Genomic DNA, 17841 nt, shown 5'->3' with positions numbered 1-17841 from the left:
GCTCAGGCGGTTGCCGATTGAATCCAGCGCACGATCTCGCCCGCAGGCATGGCTCCCGAGACACGGGCCAGCTCCTTGCCTTCCTTGAAGATCACCATGGTGGGGATGCTGCGAATGCCAAAGGGGGCAGCGGACTGTGGATAAGCCTCGGTATCGAGCTTGGCCAGTTGCGCCTTCCCTGCCAGTTGCTGCGCCGCCTGTGCAAAGGCCGGAGCCATCATGCGGCAGGGGCCGCACCAGGGAGCCCAGAAGTCCACCACCACGGGCAGCTGGCTGCGGCCAATATGCTTGGCAAAGCTGTCGTTATCCAGCGCCACGGGCTCGCCCGTTACCAGCGGCTGGTGGCAGCTGCCGCAGTCGGGTTGGTTGCCCAGTTGCTCGGCAGCAATGCGATTGGTCGTATGGCAGTGAGGGCAGACGTAGTGAATGGATTGGGACATGGGCAACCTTTCTTGGGAGGCCAGCAGAACACGGCGGGTCTTCTGGAGATTCTCGGGAATATGTGCAGCCAATGGGCCAGGATTCAAGACATACAGCGCGCCAGCCCTGAACTACAGCTTCACAAAACGGGCAATCAACGCAGCGACCAGGCTCAGCACCACGGTGCTGGCAATAGGCAGGAAAAACTCGCGCCCAAAGATCTTGAAGCGCAGATCGCCCGGCAGCCGCCCCAGCCCAATGCGCTGCAGCCAGGAGTGCAGGCCATTGATGAGCAACAGGGCCAGAAAAATAACGATCAACCAGCGAATCATGAGCTGCAGTGTAAAAGCTTGCGGTGAAGGCTTGAAGTCAGAGCTGCAAACGCGACTACCTCGCTCTGGCCAGCTTCCACTGGCCTGCCTGCACCAGCAAGGCCGCCAGGCCATAAGCCCATGCCAGCCAGGGCAGCCCCGTGGCGATCAGGCTGGCGGTCACCAGCAGATCCCCCAAGCCACTGACGCACCGATAAGCCAGTGAAAGCGGCAAAGGCCGCAGATGCTCAATAGAGCGGCCAAAAACCCTGCGTACCTTTACGCGCAGCCAGAAGTGGCGCAGCAGTTGCTCCCAGCTATTCACGGCAACCATCAACACCAGCAAGCCCCCGAGCTCAAAGGCAGCGCGTCTGGGGTAGAGATGCTCCCACCACAGCAGCACCAGCAGCAGTGCATCGATGCCGATGGCCAGCAGCCAACGTGACAGCGGGGGCTTGATGGGGCGATGAGACGGACTGCTCATGACAGGCTGATCACAGCCTATGCGTGCGATCGCCCTGCACAAAGCCCAGTGGCAGCCAGGGCTCCACGCCCTTGACCAAGCCAATCACCTTGAACAGCTCGCCCATCTCGTGCTCCATCACCAGCTTGGAGGCCATGGAGCGCGCCTTGATGCCAGCGGCATCGAGCTTGGGAGCCAGCCCGCAGTTGATGAGAAAGTGCGCCTGATTGGTATAGCCCAGCACCTCAAAGCCCGCATCCTGGGCCGCCACGGCCGTGCCCGTGAAATTGACGTGGGCCGTGATGTCCTTGAGACCGACCAGCACTAGCGGATCGTTGTCCACCTGGTGCTGGTAGTGGCAGACCAGCGTGCCCATGTGGCGCTGCTCGTGGTAGTACTCGCTCTCGCCAAACCCGTAGTCGATGAAAAAAGCAGCACCCCGAGTCAATCGCTCGCCCAGGGTGTGGATAAACGCCTCGCCCTGAGGGTGAATTTCGGTCAGAAAATCATGCGAGCCACCAATATCCACAGGGGGGCGCAGATCAGTGGGGCGGTCTTCCCAAGCGAATTCATCACCGTTCATGACCACGCCGCGCTCGTGCCACTGGCCTTTGGTGCGCTGCAGCAGTTGCACGGGCATGGCATCCAGCACTTCGTTGCCGATGATGACGCCTTCCATCGCTTCGGGCAGCATGTCCACCCAGCGCACCAGATGCTCGTATTTGGCCAGCGCCAGCTTCTGGCGCGCACGCAGCGTGCCGGACAGATCGACGATGGTGTAGTGCTGGGGCAAAGCGCCCTGCGCGGCCAGTTCATCGAGGATTTGCAGCGCCAGCGCGCCGGTACCAGCGCCGAATTCCCAGATCTCTTGGGTATTCGTTTTTTGTAGCGCTTCACGCAGCTGGGACGCCACCAATTGGCCAAAAATAGGGGAAATTTCAGGGGCGGTCACAAAGTCGCTTCCCGACTCTGGCATGGCTCCGAACTTGGCCGTTTCATTGGCGTAATAGCCCAGTCCCGGCGCATAGAGCGCCAGCTCCATGAATCGGCCAAAAGGCAGCCAACCGCCCACGGCGGCAATTTCCTTGGCAATGCGGGATTGCAAGGCGCTCGTTAAACTTGAAGGTTCTGTCGTCACAACCCGCATTTTCCACGAATGTCCTCACCCGCCCGACTACGCACAGTATTGGTGACCGGCTCTGCCCGTCGCCTGGGTCGTGACATGGCCCTGGCTCTCGCCCGCGCGGGATGGCAGGTCGCCGTGCATTACCGTGATTCGCATGACGACGCTATGCAAACCGTAGCTGAATGCGCAGATCTATCCGGCGATAGCGCGGCTTTTGATGCTGATTTCTTTGACGAGGAGTCCGTGCGCTCGCTGGTGCCGCGTGTGATCGAGCGCTTTGGCCGCATCGACGCCGTGGTCAACAACGCCTCGCTGTTCGAGCATGACGATGCCCAGAGCTTCAGCTATGTGGCGCTGGAGGCACACCTGCGCAGCAACACGGGCGCGCCCATTTTGCTGGCGCAAGCGCTGCACGCTCATATTCAGCAGCGCGTGGCGAATGCTGAAGGGGTGGGCGACGAGACCGCCCATGGCGCCGTGGTCAATGTGCTGGACCAGAAGCTGTGGAACCAGAACCCCGACTTTCTGAGCTACACCCTCTCCAAGGCCGCTCTGGAAGCCGCCAACACCATGCTGGCCCTAGCGCTGGCACCACGCGTGCGCGTGGTGGGCGTAGCCCCGGGCCTGACGCTGACCAGCCATATGCTGAGCCAGGAAAAGTTCGAGGCCCTGCACACCATGAGCCCGCTGGGCCGCTCGTCCTCGCCCGAGGACATTGCCAGCGCCGTGTGCTTTGCGCTGGAAAACCGTGCCATCACAGGCACCACCCTGCTGGTCGATGGCGGCCAGCACTTACAGCGCTTCGAGCGTGATTTTTCGATGATGTGAGGCCGCCGAGGCCGCACCGCTTTTTCCATGACTTTCAACCCAACATCGTCTGCAGCTCCTGTTGCAAGCACAATCCAACCAGCAGACGCCAAGCAAGAGCCGCCTCGCAGCGAGGGCGTCGTCCCCCTGGGGGGAAGCGGCGCAGCCGCTCAGGGGGGAACCCAGATCCTCACGCTGACCGGACTGCGCTTTGACGCCAGCCTCGGCATTCTTGCGCATGAAAAGCAAGAGCCTCAGCCCATCCAGGTCGACGCAGAACTCAACCTCGGCCCTCAGCCTCTGAGCCCGCGTGACGACGACATTCTTCATGTGCTGGACTACCGCAAGGTTCGCCAGATCATCATCGACGAATGCACGGCAGAGCATGTGAACCTGCTTGAGAGCCTGATCGGCAAGCTGGCCCAGCGCCTGATGCAGTTGCCCGGCGTGCGCGGCGTGCGTGTGAAAATTGCAAAGCTGGAAATTTTTGACGACTGCGAAGTAGCCATTCGCATCGAAACCGGACAATGGTGAAACCCATGAATGCAGTAAACGACAACCCCTGGATTGCCGAAGAGGCAGAGGCCGCTGACACTGCGGCTGCAGCAAACCCCGCCGGCGCCACTGGCGAAGAAGCCGCCAAGCCCGGCAAGATCAAGATTGAACGCGAGCAGCACAAGCTCGAAAAGCGCCTGTGCCGCGAAGTGGGCAAGGCCATCCTCGACTTCAACATGATCGAAGAAGGCGACAAGATCATGGTCTGCATGTCGGGCGGCAAGGACAGCTACACCCTGCTGGACATTCTGCGCAAGCTGCAAAAGCGCGCGCCCGTGAAGTTCGACATCGTGGCCGTGAACCTGGACCAGAAGCAGCCCGGCTTCCCCGAGCACATCCTGCCCGAGTACTTCGAGAGCATCGGTGTGGACTATCACATCGAAAACCAGGACACCTACAGTGTCGTTAAGCGCGTCGTTCCCGAAGGCAAGACCACCTGCGGCCTGTGCTCGCGCCTGCGCCGCGCCATTCTGTACAAGGTGGCCGATCAGCTGGGCTGCACCAAGGTGGCCCTGGGCCACCACCGCGACGACATCGTGCAGACCATGATGCTCAACATGTTCTACGGCGGCCGCATGAAGGGTATGCCACCCAAGCTGGTGAGTGACGACGGCAAGCATGTGGTGATTCGCCCCCTGTGCTATGTGCCCGAGAAAGACACGGCACGCTGGGCACAGTACCAAGGCTTCCCCATCATTCCTTGCAACCTGTGCGGCAGCCAGGACGGCCTGCAGCGCGTGGCCATCGGCGAGATGCTGCGCGAATGGGAAAAGAAGTTCCCCGGCCGCATCGAGAGCATGTTCCGCGCCATGGGCAACATCGTGACCACGCACATGATGGATCCCCAGCTGCACGACTTCAAGGGCGCCAAGGCCACCGGCGTTGCCGATCCGAATGGCGATATGGCCTTTGACCATGAAGAGCTGCCCACCATGGCCGCCCTGCCTGGCGGCGTGCAAGTGGTACAACTGTCCTGAGCGGACTTTTGAACTAATCCTGGACACTGAAGTCCCAACAAAGGCCCATCTCGATGGGCCTTTGTTGTATCGAAAGCATCACCATGAATCTGCGCAAAACCTCTCTTCGCTGGATTGGCCTTGCGGCGCTGACGGCCAGCGCCCTGCTGGCGGGTTGCAGCACCGTGCGTGAAGTCAACAGCACGGTTCAAAGCTTCTCCGCGCTGAACACCATTCCCGTGCCTGCCACCTACCGGCTGGAGACTCTGCCTTCTCAGCAAGGCCAGATGAACTTTCCCGCCATTGAAGCCCAGGCCCAGCATGCACTGGCACGCGTGGGGATGACACGCGATGATTCGCGTCCCGGCGTGGTGGTGCAGATCAGCGCCGTGGCCCGCTATGCACGCGACTACGCCAGCTGGCCCTATTACGACCCCTATTGGGGCCCGCGCTGGGGCTGGGGCATGAGCTATGGCCGCGGCTTCGGCTGGGGCTTTGGCGGCAGCATGATGATGATGGATGGCCCGCCGCTGGAGTACTACCGCGCTGTGAGCATCGTCATGCGCGATATCAAGACCCAGCAGATCGTCTATGAAACCTCGGCCCAGCGCCAGGATGTCTGGACCGACGACCCCGCCATCTTTGGCATCTTGTTCGATGCGGCGCTGACGGGCTTTCCCAAGCCGCCGCAGGGCCCGCGCAATGTGCGCACCATCATCCAGCCCCCTGCACCAGCACAGCAGCCAGCCACAGCGGCACCGGTGACGCAGCCCGTAGTACCCGTCACACCGCGGGCCACACAGGCAACACCCGCGACCAGCACACCCGCACCTTGATTTGCAATCTTCAACAGTTGACTGCGCCACCACGTGCTAACGTGCGGCTCAGTCTCAAACAGGGCCTGAACTCAAGCACCTTCTCCTCACGCAAAGGATGGCACTCATGAAGAAATTTGCTCTCTCCAGCCTTGTCTGCGCCGCTTTGGCCGCAGGCTCCATCAGCGCTCATGCCAGCGGTCTGGGCGATGCTCTGCGCGGCCAGCTCGGCGGTAGTGCCGCCGAAAGCAGTGCAGGCTCTTCAGGCCTGGGCGGCATGCTGGGCGCGGGCGCAGGTGGTGCCGGTGGTTCCTCTGCGCTCTCCGCCCTGGGTCTGGGCGGCCTGGCCAGCTCGGGCACGGCCAGCAATGCGGCCGGTGTCATCACCTACTGCATGAAAAACAATTATCTGAACGCCAACAAGGCGGCTCAGGTCAAAGATCAGCTGCTGGGCAAGCTGGGCCTGGGTCAGAAGGAAGAACCCAAGGATCAGGGCTACCAGAATGGCCTGCTGGGCATGGTCACCGGCTCGGACGGTCAAAGCTTCAGCCTGGACAAGATCAAGGGCAACCTCAAGGAAAAAGCCTGCGACTTCGTGCTGGACAATGCCAAGTCGCTGCTCTGATCTAAAAGCATAGCTATCAGCGCTTTCTACATAAGCGCTAGAGCCCCCAAAGGCCTGCAATTTCACGCAGGCCTTTTTGCATGAAAAGCCGCCCGGAGCACCTCACCACACCATCAAAAACAAGAGCAGACTGCCCTTTTACAACAATGACTTGTGGCAGGAAAAGCGGTAAGTACGCCACACAACACAGCTGCAAGCGGTTTGCAAGACAATGATCGTCTGAGAAAACAACTACGGACAACAAGCCAAGCCATGCACGCCACGCGCATCATTGCCATCCGCCACGGTGAGACAACCTGGAACGTGGATGGCCGCATCCAGGGCCATCTGGACATCCCCTTGAACGACACCGGCCTGTGGCAGGCCGATCAGGCCGCGCAGGCGCTGGCCGATGAGCCGATTGCCGCCATCTACAGCAGCGACTTGCAACGCGCCCATGTCACGGCCCAGGCCATTGCCCGTGTTGCCAAGGCCGCTTTGCACACCACCACCGGCTTGCGCGAGCGCTGCTTTGGCGACTTTCAGGGCCGCACCTTCAAGGACGTGGAAGAGAGCCAGCCCGAAGACGCCCAGCTCTGGCGCACACGCAACCCGGCCTACGCCCCGCCCGGCGGCGGCGATTCGCTGCTGGCCCTGCGCGAGCGCATCTCCAGCACCGTGGACCAGATTGCGCGCCAGCATGAGGGTGAGCAGATCGTGCTGGTCGCCCATGGCGGCGTGATGGACATCCTGTACCGCCTGGCCACGCGCCAGGATTTTCAAGCCCCCCGCACCTGGGAGCTGAGCAACTGCGCCATCAATCGCCTGCTCTGGACACCTGACGGCCTGTCTTTGGTAGGCTGGGCAGATACCGCACACCTTCAGCAAGGCAGTCGAGATGAAGCCCATTCCTGAGCATTTGCAAAATTTGGTCGGCCAGGCCGTCAAGCGCATTGACACCCCGGCCCTGGTCATAGACCTGGACGCCATGGACCGCAATATCGAACGCATGGCCCGCTTTGCCCAGCAGCATGGCGTGCTGTGGCGCCCCCACGCCAAGCTACATAAATCTGCACATATCGCGCATCTGCTGGAGCACGCAGGAGCCGTAGGCCACTGCGTGCAAAAAGTCAGCGAAGCCGAGGCTTTGGCGGCAGGCGGCATCACCAACATCTTCATCAGCAACGAAGTCATCGCCCCGCTCAAGCTGGCTCGAGTGGCTGCGCTGGCCAAGGCCTTGAGCGCCGAGGGCGGGCGTCTGGCCATTTGCGTGGACAGCGAAGAAGGCGTGACGCGCCTGGCCCAAGCCATGCAGGATGCGCAAGCGGGCAATGCCGCCATCGATGCGCTGGTGGAAATCAACGTGGGCCAGAACCGCTGCGGCGCCGAGCCCGGCGAAGCCGCCTTGCTGCTGGCTCAAGCCATTGCTGCCCAGCCCACGCTGCGCTTTGCGGGCCTGCAGGCCTATCACGGCGGTGCACAGCACCTGCGCAGCGCCGAGGAGCGCAAAGCGGCCATCGAGCAGGTGCTCACGCTGGTCAAGCGCACGCACCATGAGTTTGACCGCGCCAATATCGCCATCCCGCTGATCACCGGCGCGGGCACGGGCACCATGGTCAATGAAGCTGCCAGCGGCATCTATGGCGAGATCCAGCCCGGCTCCTTTCTCTTCATGGATGCCGACTACGCCAGCAACCAGCGCGACGCGGCCCAGCCCCTGTTCGAGCATGCGCTCTACGTCAAGACGCAGGTCATGTCGCGCAACGACAAGCACGCCGTCTGCGATGCGGGTCACAAGGCCCACGCCATTGACTCCGGACTGCCCAAGCTCCACGCGCTGGCGCCCGAACACGCACTGCGCTTTGCCAACGGCGGTGATGAGCATGGCGTGCTGCACCCCGATGCCGAAGCGGGCAACACCAGCGGCTGGCTGCCCGCGCTGGGCGAGACGCTATGGCTGATTCCCGGCCACTGCGACCCCACGGTCAACCTGCACGACCACCTGATCGGCGTACGCGGAGGTCGTCTGAAAGGCGTGGTCGAGCGCATCTTTACCGTCGATGGGCGCGGTGCATTGACTTGATTTTGATAGCTTGCAGCGCTTGACTACATTGCAATTCAAGGTCAAAACACCCTGAATTGCTTCATCAGCAAGCGCAAGCAGCTATCAATTCATTCACAATGCCTGCAGGCACTGCGATGCGTCACCCGTCGTCGCATGGAGCTGGGATATTTCTCCGGCTTCATCGCACTGGTCTTTATTTTCAACAATTGGATTGTTTATGCGTTTGCTTCTGGCCCTGCTTCTGCCGTTTTCCGTGTTCTTCACCATTGGCCGGCCCTTTTCAGGCCTGATCTGCCTGGTGCTGCAGATCACGCTGATTGGCTGGATTCCCGCCGCCATCTGGGCCGTCTACGCATTGAATCAGTACCAGACCGATAAAAAAATCGAGAGGGCACTTGGCAAGCGCTGACACTAGCGTCCAACAACCAGCGCCCAGCCTGCCGCCAGACTTCAGCCCTCGGGCCACCAGCCATCTGCCCGACGCTCCATGCGCGGGCAGTCGTAGGCACCGACCACGGGGATGGCGCTGCCATCGGCGCGCAGCAGCTTTTGCTGCCATTGCGTGCCCTGGCGCATGGCCACGGCAATGGCAGCCACCTGGGCACCGCAGCGCTCGAGCAAACGCAGACCCGAGACCATGGTCGTACCCGAGCTGACTGCATCGTCCACCACCAGCACGCGCTTGCCGGCAATCAGGCTCAGCTGATTGGGGTCGATATAGAGCAGCTTGCCCTTGCCCGGCGTGGTGATGGAGCTGACGGGTTCGCTCAGCTCCTCCCGGTACCAGTATTTGCGAGAGTAGCCCAGCGGCACATAGCGGCTGTGGCCCAGATGGCGCGCCACCAGCGGCGCAAAGGCCAGGCCCAGCGTGGGCAGTCCAACGACCACGTCAAAGTCATGTGCCTTGGCAGCTTCGGCCATGTGCAGCGCCAACTGCTCCACCACATCGAGCGATGCCTGGTTCGCAATCAGCGAGGCCACGCAGCGATCCGGCGCAGAGCCGTCGGCCGTGGGCATGCCGCGCAGCGGCAGCACCAGATAGCGGCCATCGGGCAGCTGGGCCGGGTAGCTCTTGGCATAGGGCGGCAGCGGTGACTGGGTCAGCTCTGCCTCAGTAACGATGCTCTGCCAGTAGTCGGTCGTGGCGTCAAAGCCGGGCAGATTCTGGCCGCTCAAATCGACCGGTGATGCAATTTCACTCATACAAATCTCAGTCGCGGCGCAGATATGCTTCAGCCAGCTTCACCCAGTACGAAGCGGTCACGGGCAGCAGGTTGTCGTTGAAGTCATAGGCCGCGTTGTGCACCATGCAGCCGCCCTCACCCATGCCGTTGCCGACGATGAAGTAGTTGCCGGGAACGGCGTTCAGCATGATGGCGAAGTCATCGCTGGCCTGCAGTGGCTGCAGATCGGGAATCAGCCATTCATCGCCCAAAAATTCGCGAGCTACCCCCACTGCAAAATCGGTAGCAGCCACGTCATTCATGACGGGCGGGTAACGCCATTTGTAATCCACCTCAGCCGTGGCGCGGTGCACCGCCGCCTGGGCGTGCGCCATGGCAGTGATGCGCTCACGCAGCTGCTGGCGCACCTCAGGGCAGCGCGCACGGATGGTCACGCGCAGCTCGCAGGTTTCAGGAATCACATTGGGCGCATCGCCCGCATGAATCGCGCCAATGCTGACCACGGCCATGTCGTTGGGGTCGATCTCGCGCGAGCGAATAGTCTGCAGCGCCAGCACCAGGTGCGAGGCGACGACGATGGGGTCCACCGCCACATGCGGCATGGCACCGTGGCCGCCCTTGCCGCGGATGGTGATGATGGCCGTGTCCGAGCTGGAATACATCACGCCCGAGCGAAAGCCGAACTGGCCAGCGGGGTAGCCGGGCTCGTTGTGAAAGGCATAGAGCGCATCGCAGGGGAACAGATCGAACAGCCCCTGGTCGACCATCTTCTGCGCGCCACCGTGGCCTTCTTCGGCCGGCTGAAAAATCAGATTGATGGTGCCGTTCAGCTGGTCTTTGCGCTCTGCAATGACTTTGGCCGCCGTCAGCAGCGTGGCCGTGTGGCCGTCATGCCCGCAGGCGTGCATCTTGCCTTCATGGCGGCTGGCGTAAGGCAGGCCCGTGGTTTCACGGATCGGCAGCGCATCCATATCGGCGCGCAAACCTAAACGCTTGCCACCTTCATGGTCACCGCAGCGCAACTGGCCCACCACGCCGGTATCGCCCAGACCGCGGTGCACGGTGTAGCCCCATTCGGCCAGCTTGGCAGCCACGATATCGCCCGTGCGGTGCTCTTCATAGGCCAGCTCGGGGTGGGCATGCAGATCGTGGCGCAGGGCCAGCATGTCCTGCGCAATGGCTGCCACTTCGGGCAGCACCGGCAAATCCGGCAGTGCGTGATGCACGGGATTCAGCGGAGTCACCATGACTTATTCCGCCTGAATATGGGCTGATTTCACGATTTGCGCGTAACCCGCTTTTTCCTTCTTCAGGAACTGGGCAAAGCTGGCCGGCGTGCCGGAGCCCGGTGTTGCACCACCGTCTTCCAGGCGCTTTTTCACATCGGGCATCTTGAGCACAGCATCGAGCTCGGTGGCCAGGCGCGTCACAACGGCCTGCGGCGTCTTGGCGGGTGCAAACAGGCCCGTCCAGGTGTTGAGGTCAAAGCCCTTGAGCTCAGGGGTTTCGCCAAAGGTCGGCACATTGGGGATGGAGTCAATGCGCTGTGCCGATGTCACGCCCAGGCCTTCGAGCTTTTTCTGCTGAATCATGGGGGTGGCGCTGGTGGTCACCAGCATGCCCACATCGACCTGTCCGCCCATTACATCGCTGGTGATCTGCGCACCGCCACGGTAGGGCACATGCACCAGCTTGATCTTGGCGCGCTCTTGCAGCATTTCCATGGACAGGTGCAGCATGGTGCCCACGCCCGAGGTGGCGTAAGTCAGCGATCCGGGTTTGGAGCGGGCCAGCGCAATCAGTTCGCTGAGGTTGTGCGCAGGCAGGCCGGGACGGGCCACGGCCACCACAGGTGCAATCGTCACCAGCCCCACGGGAGCCAGATCTTTTTCCGCGTCGTACTTGACGGCAGAGTTCACCAGCTGGGCAATGCTGATGGGGCCGTCAAAGCCCATGAGCAAGGTGTAGCCGTCGGCCGGGGCCTTGACGGCCTTGCTCACACCCAGCACGCCGCCAGCACCTGGCATGTTGTCGATGACGATGGACTGCTTGAGGCGCTCGCCCAGTTTCTGGCCGATCAGGCGGGCCGTGGTGTCCACATTGCCGCCGGCGCTGAAGGGAACGATCAGCGTGATGGGCTTGGCAGCGGGCCAGGCGTCGCCCGCAGCCAGTGCAGGGGCAGAAACGCCAGCCGCAGCCAAGGCAGCGGCGGCAACAAAAGTGCGACGAGATGTGGTCATGGGCAGGCAGCAAAAATGCAGCCCTGCCAGCACCAGCGCAAACGGCGGCACAGCAAGGCGGCAGGTTAGTCAGTCTTCGATTATCTGCCGACGGCAAAATCACTGCCATAACTGAAATTACTTAGCAATCCTCATTCACCCCTAGACCACCAACCCAAACCTCGTTCACAGCGCCCTAGGGTTGCCGCCAAGCCCGCTGACTGCAGGCCAGCCCAGAATCCAAGACCATGCTTTCTCCCAGTCAGATCATTGTTGTGGCCACGCCCGTATTTTTGGTGCTGATGGCCGTGGAGTGGGCCATCAGCCTCAGGCGCGGTCGCAATGCCTATGCGCTGGCCGATGCCATCAGCTCGCTGAACCTGGGCATCCTCAGTCAGACCAGCGCGGTCTTCACCAAGCTGCTGACGCTGGGCATTTACACCGCCGTTGCCAGCCATGTGGCGCTGCTCGAGGCCGATGCGTTCTGGATGAGCCTGCCGGGCTGGCTGCTGGCCCTGGTTTTCTACGATTTTTGCTACTACTGGCTGCACCGCAGGGGCCACGAAGTGGGCGTGCTCTGGGCGGCGCACGCCGTGCATCACCAGAGTCAGGCCTACAACCTCTCGACGGCGCTGCGCCAGACCAGCTCGGGTGCCCTGCTGGGCTGGATTTTCTATCTACCCATGGCCTTGGCTGGCGTGCCGCCGCTGGTGTTTGCCGTGGTCGGGCTGATCGATCTGCTCTACCAGTTCTGGGTGCATACCGAGCAGGTCAAGAAGCTGGGCTGGTTTGACCGCTGGTTCTGCGCGCCCAGCAATCACCGCGTGCACCACGCCGTCAACGACCGGTATCTGGACAAGAACTACGGCGGCATTCTCATTGTCTGGGACCGCATCTTTGGCACGTACAAAGAAGAAGACGAGAGCGAGCCCTGCGTCTACGGCACGCGGGGGCTGCTCAAAAGCTGGGACCCTGTCTGGGCGAATTTCACCGTCTATCACCAACTGGCACACGACAGCTGGCATGCCCGCAACTGGCCGGACAAGCTTCGCATCTGGTTCAAGCCGCCGGGCTGGCGGCCTGCCGATGTAGCCCAACGCTTTCCCCGCCCGGACTTTGACCTGGACGAACATCGCATCATCTACGCCCCGCCTCTGAGCAAAGCGCTGCGCTGGTTTGCCAGCTTGCAGTTTCTGGCACTACTGACCGGGACAGCTGCTTTTCTCTGGCAGGCCGACCAATCGCCGCTTTCCCACAACCTGATCGGCTTTGGCGTGCTGCTGACCGCGCAATGGACGCTGGGCGCCACGCTGCAAGCGCGCATCAGCCCCTGGCTTGCACTGATGCTGCAAAGCGGTGCTCTGGCCACCGCCACTGCTGCACTGGGGCTGCAGCAGTGGCACTGGTTGTTCAAGCCGGCAACCATGGTGCTTGCTCTCATCTACATAGCTGCCAGCGCACGCAACACCTTCAATTCAGGCCTAAAACCATCTACAAAGCAGACTTTCCTTCTGCTGGCAGCTATTGTTTTCTCTTTGGGTGGCGATATATTCCTAATGCTGGATGGTCACTTTTCATCCAGCCTTTTCATCCCCGGCCTGGTCAGCTTTTTGCTGGCCCATGTCTGCTACATCGTTCTTTTCGGCGCAGATGCGCGCTGGTTTTCCCATCGCCCCTCGCTGCTTCTTTGCGCCGTCACAGGCTGCGCCATGTATGCGTTTTTATGGGCGAACGGCCTGCCCACCGCACTGCGCCTTCCCGTCGCCGCCTACGTCGCCATCATCGCGTTGATGGCTGCACAGGCATGGAGCCGCCATCACCAACTGCGCACGCCAGCGTCGCTGCTCGTCGCGCTGGGATCGGGCCTCTTCATGCTCAGTGACTCTCTGCTGGCCATCAACCGTTTTGTGAAGCCCCTGCCCTGGTCTGCCATAGGCGTTCTCAGCACCTATTACCTGGCCCAGGCTCTGATCGTGCATGGCATGGTGACCACTTTGCGCACTGGCCCCGGCGACACAAATCCAGCCTGAAACCTGCAAGAAAGCCTCTTTGCTTTAGGACGACTGCCTTGCTGGAATACTGATCTTCTTGCCTCGCCGCCCTGCGGCCTGTGCCATCACCAGACTGCGCACAAATCTTGCCCTGATCCCATGAGCACACTCTGCGAGGAACCTCTAAGGGTTGACCCGATGAGCCTGTGCAGAGATAATCCCCCGATTGCCATTTCAGGAGTCCCCACGTGGACAGTGCCAGTTCAACCAGTGATTTATCGCTTGCCGCAATGGCTGCGAAGCTGGTTCGCTGACAGACTCTCTTCAGAGCGGGAGTCGTCATCGACCCACCCGCTCCATGCCTCGCGCCCCCGATTTTCCAGACTGTTTTCATCTGCCTGCATCTGCTGATGCCTGGCGATTTTGGGTCTGTGCATCACTGAAAAATCAACGCCTTTAGCGTGCCGTTTTTGCGGCATTCCAAAGAACCTGTTGAGAACTTGTGCGTTCCGTTCCTGCTCGACAAGAAGGAGTACGCCATGCGCCATCAACTCAACCGCCTCATCTGCCAGTTGCGCCGCCAAGGCTCAGCCCAGTCTTCCGTGGTTCGCTCTGCGCAAACGCCACAGGCTATGGAGCAAGCAGCCGAGCTCGATGCCCAAACCCACTGGCCCACGCATCGCATTCGCAGCTTTTTGCTCACGCAGCGCGCTCACCGCCGCGCCGACTGAGCTGCACGCATGACCGGTCCCGCGCCGACTTGGGCACGGGGATTTTTCAAACCATCGAGGAACACGCATGGACCCCGACCCTAGCCGATCTTGCTGCACCGCTGCTGCATATGCGCAGGTGCCCGCCATTGCTGCGTGCGTGTTCGCTGGCCCAAGCCAGGGCGCGCACCCATTGTTTTCACACGCCCTCAGGGCCGGTATCGTCAAAGCCGCGGACTGAAGTCCCAGGCTGACTCCGGCCTTCATGGCCATCAAGGAGTTAGCCCATGCAACGCCTTCTGCAGCGCAAGCTGCTTCCCACTCATCCCCATGCCGCACCACAAGGCCTGCAAAGAGCCGTGGTCCGCGCACTGGAGCTTCGCCACACCGAGGTGCTGCGCCACCTGGGATCAAACCACCGCAATGCAGAGAGCACGGCCGAATTCGCCTCCGTGCTCGCCGCCCTGCCAGCGCGTCAGCGCGATGATGTACTGTCCCTGCTGGAGCCCTGCCAGCGCGAATCCGTGCTCCGCCACCTGCCTCGGTATGCCCGCAAGCAATGGCTTTGCAGCGGCGCATCCGCCGGGTCATCGGCCAACGCATCGACCAGCACCTCGGCTCGCCTGAAAAAGGCCCGCCCCAGCACCTGGCTGCGCAACTTGTACCGTGCGCTGCGGCAAGGCTGATGCACTGCCACCAAAAGGCCCCGCTGCTGTCATCTGAAAACCCTATGCTCTTTCATTGAGCCATACAGCAGAAGCACCGCCTGGCGACCACCTAATCAAGAATAAAAGTTCATCGCATGCAATCCCTGCAAAACTTTCATCTGCTCTCGACGCTGAACACCATCCTGTGCCTGCTGGTGGCCTTTGTCTGCGGCAGCATCATTGGCCTTGAGCGCCAGATTCGCCAGCGCACGGCGGGTCTGCGCACCAACACCCTGGTGGCCGTAGGCGCTGCCGTATTCGTCGATCTGGCCATGCGCATCTCTGGCGCGGATGGCTCCACCCGCGTGATCTCCTATGTGGTCTCGGGCGTGGGCTTTCTGGGCGCGGGCGCCATCATGAAGGAAGGCGCGAACATCACCGGCCTGAACACTGCGGCCACTTTGTGGGGCTCTGCCGCCGTGGGCGCCTGCGCGGGAGCGGGTATGTTGCCCGAGGCCGGTATTGCCACCCTGTTCGTGTTGGCCAGCAATACCTTGCTGCGTCCCGTGGTCAACTACATCAACCGCCACCCCGTCGCAGAGCACGCCAGTGAAGCGACCTACTACGTCTACGCTATTTGCCAGCGCGAAGTACAGGCCGATGTGCGCGAGCGCATGCAGGAGTTGCTGGAGGCCGCCAACTACCCGGTGCGCACGGTCTCCAAGCACGATATTCCGCCCAATAGCTGCGAAGTGGAGGCCGAGTTGTTTGCCACGGCAGTTCATGCCGAGGAGCTGGATCAGGTGCTGGCACAGATCGAAGCCATGCCCGGTGTGGTACAGGCGTTTTGGAACGCAGGACCGCAAAATTAACTCCCCCCTGAGCCGCTTTGCGGCTTCCCCCCAGGGGGACGACATCTTCGCTGCGGGGCGGCCCTTGCTCGATGTCTCTCGCTTGGAGTGCGCCAGTTTTTTGCGTCGCTTCCTGGCTTTACGCCGATGAATCGTCTGCGGGCGCCTGCAGGCCCAGATGCAGATACGCAGCCTTCGTCGCCATGCGACCGCGCGGTGTGCGCTGCAAAAAGCCTTGCTGAATCAGATAAGGCTCGATCACATCTTCGATGGTGCCGGACTCCTCGCCAATGCTGGCCGCGATATTGTCCAGGCCCACCGGGCCGCCATCAAAGCGGTGCACCACGGCTTCGAGCAGCTTGCGGTCCATGATGTCAAAGCCTTGCGGGTCCACGTCCAGCATGGCCAGCGCCTTGTCGGCAATCTCGCGGGTGATGCGGCCATCGCCTTTCACATCGGCATAGTCGCGCACACGGCGCAGCAGGCGGTTGGCAATACGCGGCGTGCCACGTGAGCGGCGCGCAATCTCAAAGCAGCCTTCCGCATCAATCGGTGCGTTCAGCAAACCCGCGCTGCGCTTGACGATGCGCGACAGCTCCTCGGACGTATAAAACTCCAGCCGCGCCACAATGCCAAAGCGGTCGCGCAGCGGGTTGGTGAGCATGCCAGCGCGCGTAGTGGCGCCCACCAGTGTGAAGGGCTGCAGATCAAGCTTGATAGAGCGTGCCGCCGGTCCTTCGCCGATCATGATGTCGATCTGATAGTCCTCCAGCGCCGGATAGAGGATTTCCTCGACCACGGGCGAGAGACGGTGAATCTCGTCGATGAACAGCACATCGTTGGGCTCAAGATTGGTGAGCAGCGCCGCCAGATCCTTGGGCTTTTCTAGCACCGGGCCACTGGTCTGGCGCAGGTTCACCCCCAGCTCGGCCGCAATGATGTGGGACAACGTGGTCTTGCCCAGGCCGGGCGGGCCAAACAGCAGCACATGGTCCAGCGCCTCGCTGCGCTTTTTGGCCGCACCAATGAAGATTTCCAGCTGCTCGCGCGCCTTGGCCTGACCCACATATTCGTCAAGCTGCTTGGGACGCAGCGCGCGCTCCAGCGCCTCTTCGCCCATGGTCGAATGCCCGGCTGACACCATGCGTGGCTCGCTGGCCTCGGCTTCAGATGCCACAGCACGCGCCTTGCGCGCGGCTCTGGCGGGAGCGGGGCTGGCCGCAAATTCGTCCATTTGAATCGTCATGGCGGCAATTGTGCCCCAAGCCCAAGATAAGCACTGATTAAAAATACAGGGTTAAACAAAATCCCACAGTTGATATTCGCACTCGCGGCAAGCTCAGCCGCTACTTGCGCACAATGACTGCCATGGATTTCAGGAGGTTTCCCATGCGTTTTCACACTCTGGCCTGCACGGCCGCCCTGCTTTGCCTGACGGCCACCGCCCAAGCCGCACTCAAGGTGGGCGACAACGCCCCCAACTTCAGCACGCCCGCCGCCGTGGCAGGCAAGGCGTTTGACTTTGATATGAAGGCTGCTCTGCAAAAAGGGCCGGTGGTGCTGTACTTCTTCCCCAAAGCCTTTACCCGTGGCTGTACGGTGGAAGCCCATGCATTTGCCGAGGCTACACCCCAGTTCAAGGCCATGAATGCCACGGTGGTGGGCATGTCGCATGACGATATCGACACGCTCAAGCGCTTCTCCACCGAAGCCTGCCGCGACCAATTCGCCGTGGCCTCTGACCCAAAAGCGCAAACCATCAAGGCCTACGACGCCGCTGCCGCCGCCAACCCGGCCATGGCCGACCGCATCTCTTATGTGATTGGGCAGGACGGCAAGGTGAAATTCGCCCTCGTCAGCAGCGACCCCATGGCCCATGTCCAGCAGACCCAGACTGCCGTCAGACAGCTGCAGAGCAATATCAAAAAATGAGCTGTCACCGCTTACCCATCAATCGTTTGATGGGTATTTCATGCTTTATTTTCAGCCGCCAGACCGCCGAAAAAAGCCCATGAACCCGGCAAACTTTCCACACCCCACAGCGCTTAAAACCGCCCCTTGCTCCAGAGACGCCAAGCAAGAGCCGCCTCGCAGCGAAGGCGTCGTCCCCCTCCGCG

The 17841-nt window shown here is 61.6% G+C and carries 21 protein-coding genes; 13 read left to right on the top strand and 8 right to left on the bottom strand.

Features of this window, described 5'->3' with window-relative positions; all coding sequences use genetic code 11:
- Positions 1–2: 2 nt before the first annotated feature.
- The 4 genes from trxC to AC2I9W_RS16650 form a co-directional block, all read right to left on the bottom strand.
- Positions 3–440 (bottom strand): thioredoxin TrxC, encoded by a 438-nt coding sequence (trxC, locus tag AC2I9W_RS16665; RefSeq protein WP_486411042.1) that lies wholly within the window; start codon positions 438–440, stop codon positions 3–5.
- A gap of 111 nt (positions 441–551) precedes the next feature.
- Positions 552–752 carry a DUF2905 domain-containing protein gene (locus AC2I9W_RS16660; RefSeq protein ID WP_486411041.1) on the bottom strand — a complete coding sequence of 67 codons (201 nt, stop codon included), beginning with the start codon at positions 750–752 and terminating at the stop codon, positions 552–554.
- Between the two features lie 55 nt (positions 753–807).
- Positions 808–1215: a hypothetical protein gene (locus AC2I9W_RS16655; protein ID WP_486411040.1), complete on the bottom strand. Its 408-nt coding sequence runs from the start codon at positions 1213–1215 to the stop codon at positions 808–810.
- 10 nt (positions 1216–1225) lie between these two features.
- The gene (locus AC2I9W_RS16650) at positions 1226–2341 is read right to left on the bottom strand and encodes a class I SAM-dependent methyltransferase (RefSeq protein WP_486411039.1); all 1116 of its coding nucleotides are present in this window, start codon (positions 2339–2341) and stop codon (positions 1226–1228) included.
- 9 nt (positions 2342–2350) lie between these two features.
- Here AC2I9W_RS16650 and AC2I9W_RS16645 point away from each other — a divergent pair, with 9 nt between their 5' ends.
- The 8 genes from AC2I9W_RS16645 to AC2I9W_RS16610 all read left to right on the top strand — a co-directional run bounded on the left by AC2I9W_RS16645 (position 2351) and on the right by AC2I9W_RS16610 (position 8531).
- A complete protein-coding gene (locus tag AC2I9W_RS16645) occupies positions 2351–3148 on the top strand; it encodes an SDR family oxidoreductase (protein WP_486411038.1) in 798 nt (265 codons plus the stop codon).
- A 126-nt stretch (positions 3149–3274) separates the two neighbouring features.
- Complete coding sequence (locus AC2I9W_RS16640; protein WP_486411074.1) at positions 3275–3661, top strand: dihydroneopterin aldolase; 387 nt, start codon at positions 3275–3277, stop codon at positions 3659–3661.
- Positions 3655–4659, top strand: a complete 1005-nt coding sequence (gene ttcA / locus AC2I9W_RS16635; RefSeq protein ID WP_486411037.1) for a tRNA 2-thiocytidine(32) synthetase TtcA — start codon at positions 3655–3657, stop codon at positions 4657–4659. Before AC2I9W_RS16640 ends, ttcA begins: the two co-directional genes overlap by 7 nt.
- Before the next feature lie 83 nt (positions 4660–4742).
- Positions 4743–5474 carry a DUF4136 domain-containing protein gene (locus tag AC2I9W_RS16630; RefSeq protein WP_486411036.1) on the top strand — a complete coding sequence of 244 codons (732 nt, stop codon included), beginning with the start codon at positions 4743–4745 and terminating at the stop codon, positions 5472–5474.
- Positions 5475–5580: 106 nt separating this feature from the next.
- Positions 5581–6078, top strand: coding sequence for a YjjA family protein (locus AC2I9W_RS16625; RefSeq protein ID WP_486411035.1), 498 nt, complete (start codon positions 5581–5583; stop codon positions 6076–6078).
- Positions 6079–6330: 252 nt separating this feature from the next.
- Entirely contained in the window at positions 6331–6972 is a 642-nt protein-coding gene (locus AC2I9W_RS16620) for a histidine phosphatase family protein (RefSeq protein WP_486411034.1), read from the top strand.
- Positions 6956–8140 carry a DSD1 family PLP-dependent enzyme gene (locus tag AC2I9W_RS16615; RefSeq protein ID WP_486411033.1) on the top strand — a complete coding sequence of 395 codons (1185 nt, stop codon included), beginning with the start codon at positions 6956–6958 and terminating at the stop codon, positions 8138–8140. The genes AC2I9W_RS16620 and AC2I9W_RS16615 overlap by 17 nt, the downstream gene beginning before the upstream one ends.
- Before the next feature lie 199 nt (positions 8141–8339).
- Positions 8340–8531, top strand: coding sequence for a YqaE/Pmp3 family membrane protein (locus AC2I9W_RS16610; RefSeq protein WP_486411032.1), 192 nt, complete (start codon positions 8340–8342; stop codon positions 8529–8531).
- Between the two features lie 41 nt (positions 8532–8572).
- On the opposite strand, the gene AC2I9W_RS16605 is transcribed toward AC2I9W_RS16610, so the two are convergent.
- Genes AC2I9W_RS16605 through AC2I9W_RS16595 form a run of 3 tightly spaced genes read right to left on the bottom strand, consistent with a single transcriptional unit; the run spans position 8573 to position 11546 of the window.
- Positions 8573–9325, bottom strand: coding sequence for a phosphoribosyltransferase (locus AC2I9W_RS16605; RefSeq protein ID WP_486411031.1), 753 nt, complete (start codon positions 9323–9325; stop codon positions 8573–8575).
- Between the two features lie 7 nt (positions 9326–9332).
- Complete coding sequence (locus tag AC2I9W_RS16600) at positions 9333–10553, bottom strand: M20 aminoacylase family protein (protein ID WP_486411030.1); 1221 nt, start codon at positions 10551–10553, stop codon at positions 9333–9335.
- Between the two features lie 3 nt (positions 10554–10556).
- The gene (locus tag AC2I9W_RS16595; protein ID WP_486411029.1) at positions 10557–11546 is read right to left on the bottom strand and encodes a Bug family tripartite tricarboxylate transporter substrate binding protein; all 990 of its coding nucleotides are present in this window, start codon (positions 11544–11546) and stop codon (positions 10557–10559) included.
- 227 nt (positions 11547–11773) lie between these two features.
- On the opposite strand from AC2I9W_RS16595, the gene AC2I9W_RS16590 reads away from it, so the two are divergent.
- From AC2I9W_RS16590 to AC2I9W_RS16575, 4 genes are all read left to right on the top strand, one after another.
- Entirely contained in the window at positions 11774–13555 is a 1782-nt protein-coding gene (locus tag AC2I9W_RS16590) for a lysoplasmalogenase family protein (RefSeq protein WP_486411028.1), read from the top strand.
- Positions 13556–14055: 500 nt separating this feature from the next.
- Positions 14056–14247 carry a hypothetical protein gene (locus tag AC2I9W_RS16585; RefSeq protein ID WP_486411027.1) on the top strand — a complete coding sequence of 64 codons (192 nt, stop codon included), beginning with the start codon at positions 14056–14058 and terminating at the stop codon, positions 14245–14247.
- A gap of 266 nt (positions 14248–14513) precedes the next feature.
- The gene (locus AC2I9W_RS16580; protein WP_486411026.1) at positions 14514–14912 is read left to right on the top strand and encodes a hypothetical protein; all 399 of its coding nucleotides are present in this window, start codon (positions 14514–14516) and stop codon (positions 14910–14912) included.
- A gap of 116 nt (positions 14913–15028) precedes the next feature.
- Complete coding sequence (locus AC2I9W_RS16575) at positions 15029–15745, top strand: MgtC/SapB family protein (RefSeq protein ID WP_486411025.1); 717 nt, start codon at positions 15029–15031, stop codon at positions 15743–15745.
- Positions 15746–15863: 118 nt separating this feature from the next.
- Here the strand turns inward: AC2I9W_RS16575 and ruvB are convergent, their stop codons facing one another.
- Complete coding sequence (ruvB, locus tag AC2I9W_RS16570; protein ID WP_486411024.1) at positions 15864–16970, bottom strand: Holliday junction branch migration DNA helicase RuvB; 1107 nt, start codon at positions 16968–16970, stop codon at positions 15864–15866.
- Between the two features lie 143 nt (positions 16971–17113).
- Between ruvB and AC2I9W_RS16565 the strand changes: the two genes are divergently transcribed.
- A complete protein-coding gene (locus AC2I9W_RS16565; RefSeq protein ID WP_486411023.1) occupies positions 17114–17656 on the top strand; it encodes a peroxiredoxin in 543 nt (180 codons plus the stop codon).
- Positions 17657–17841: the final 185 nt, after the last annotated feature.

The organism is Comamonas sp. FUJ_7, from assembly GCF_057369555.1.
This window is presented reverse-complemented; position numbering and strand designations above follow the sequence as displayed.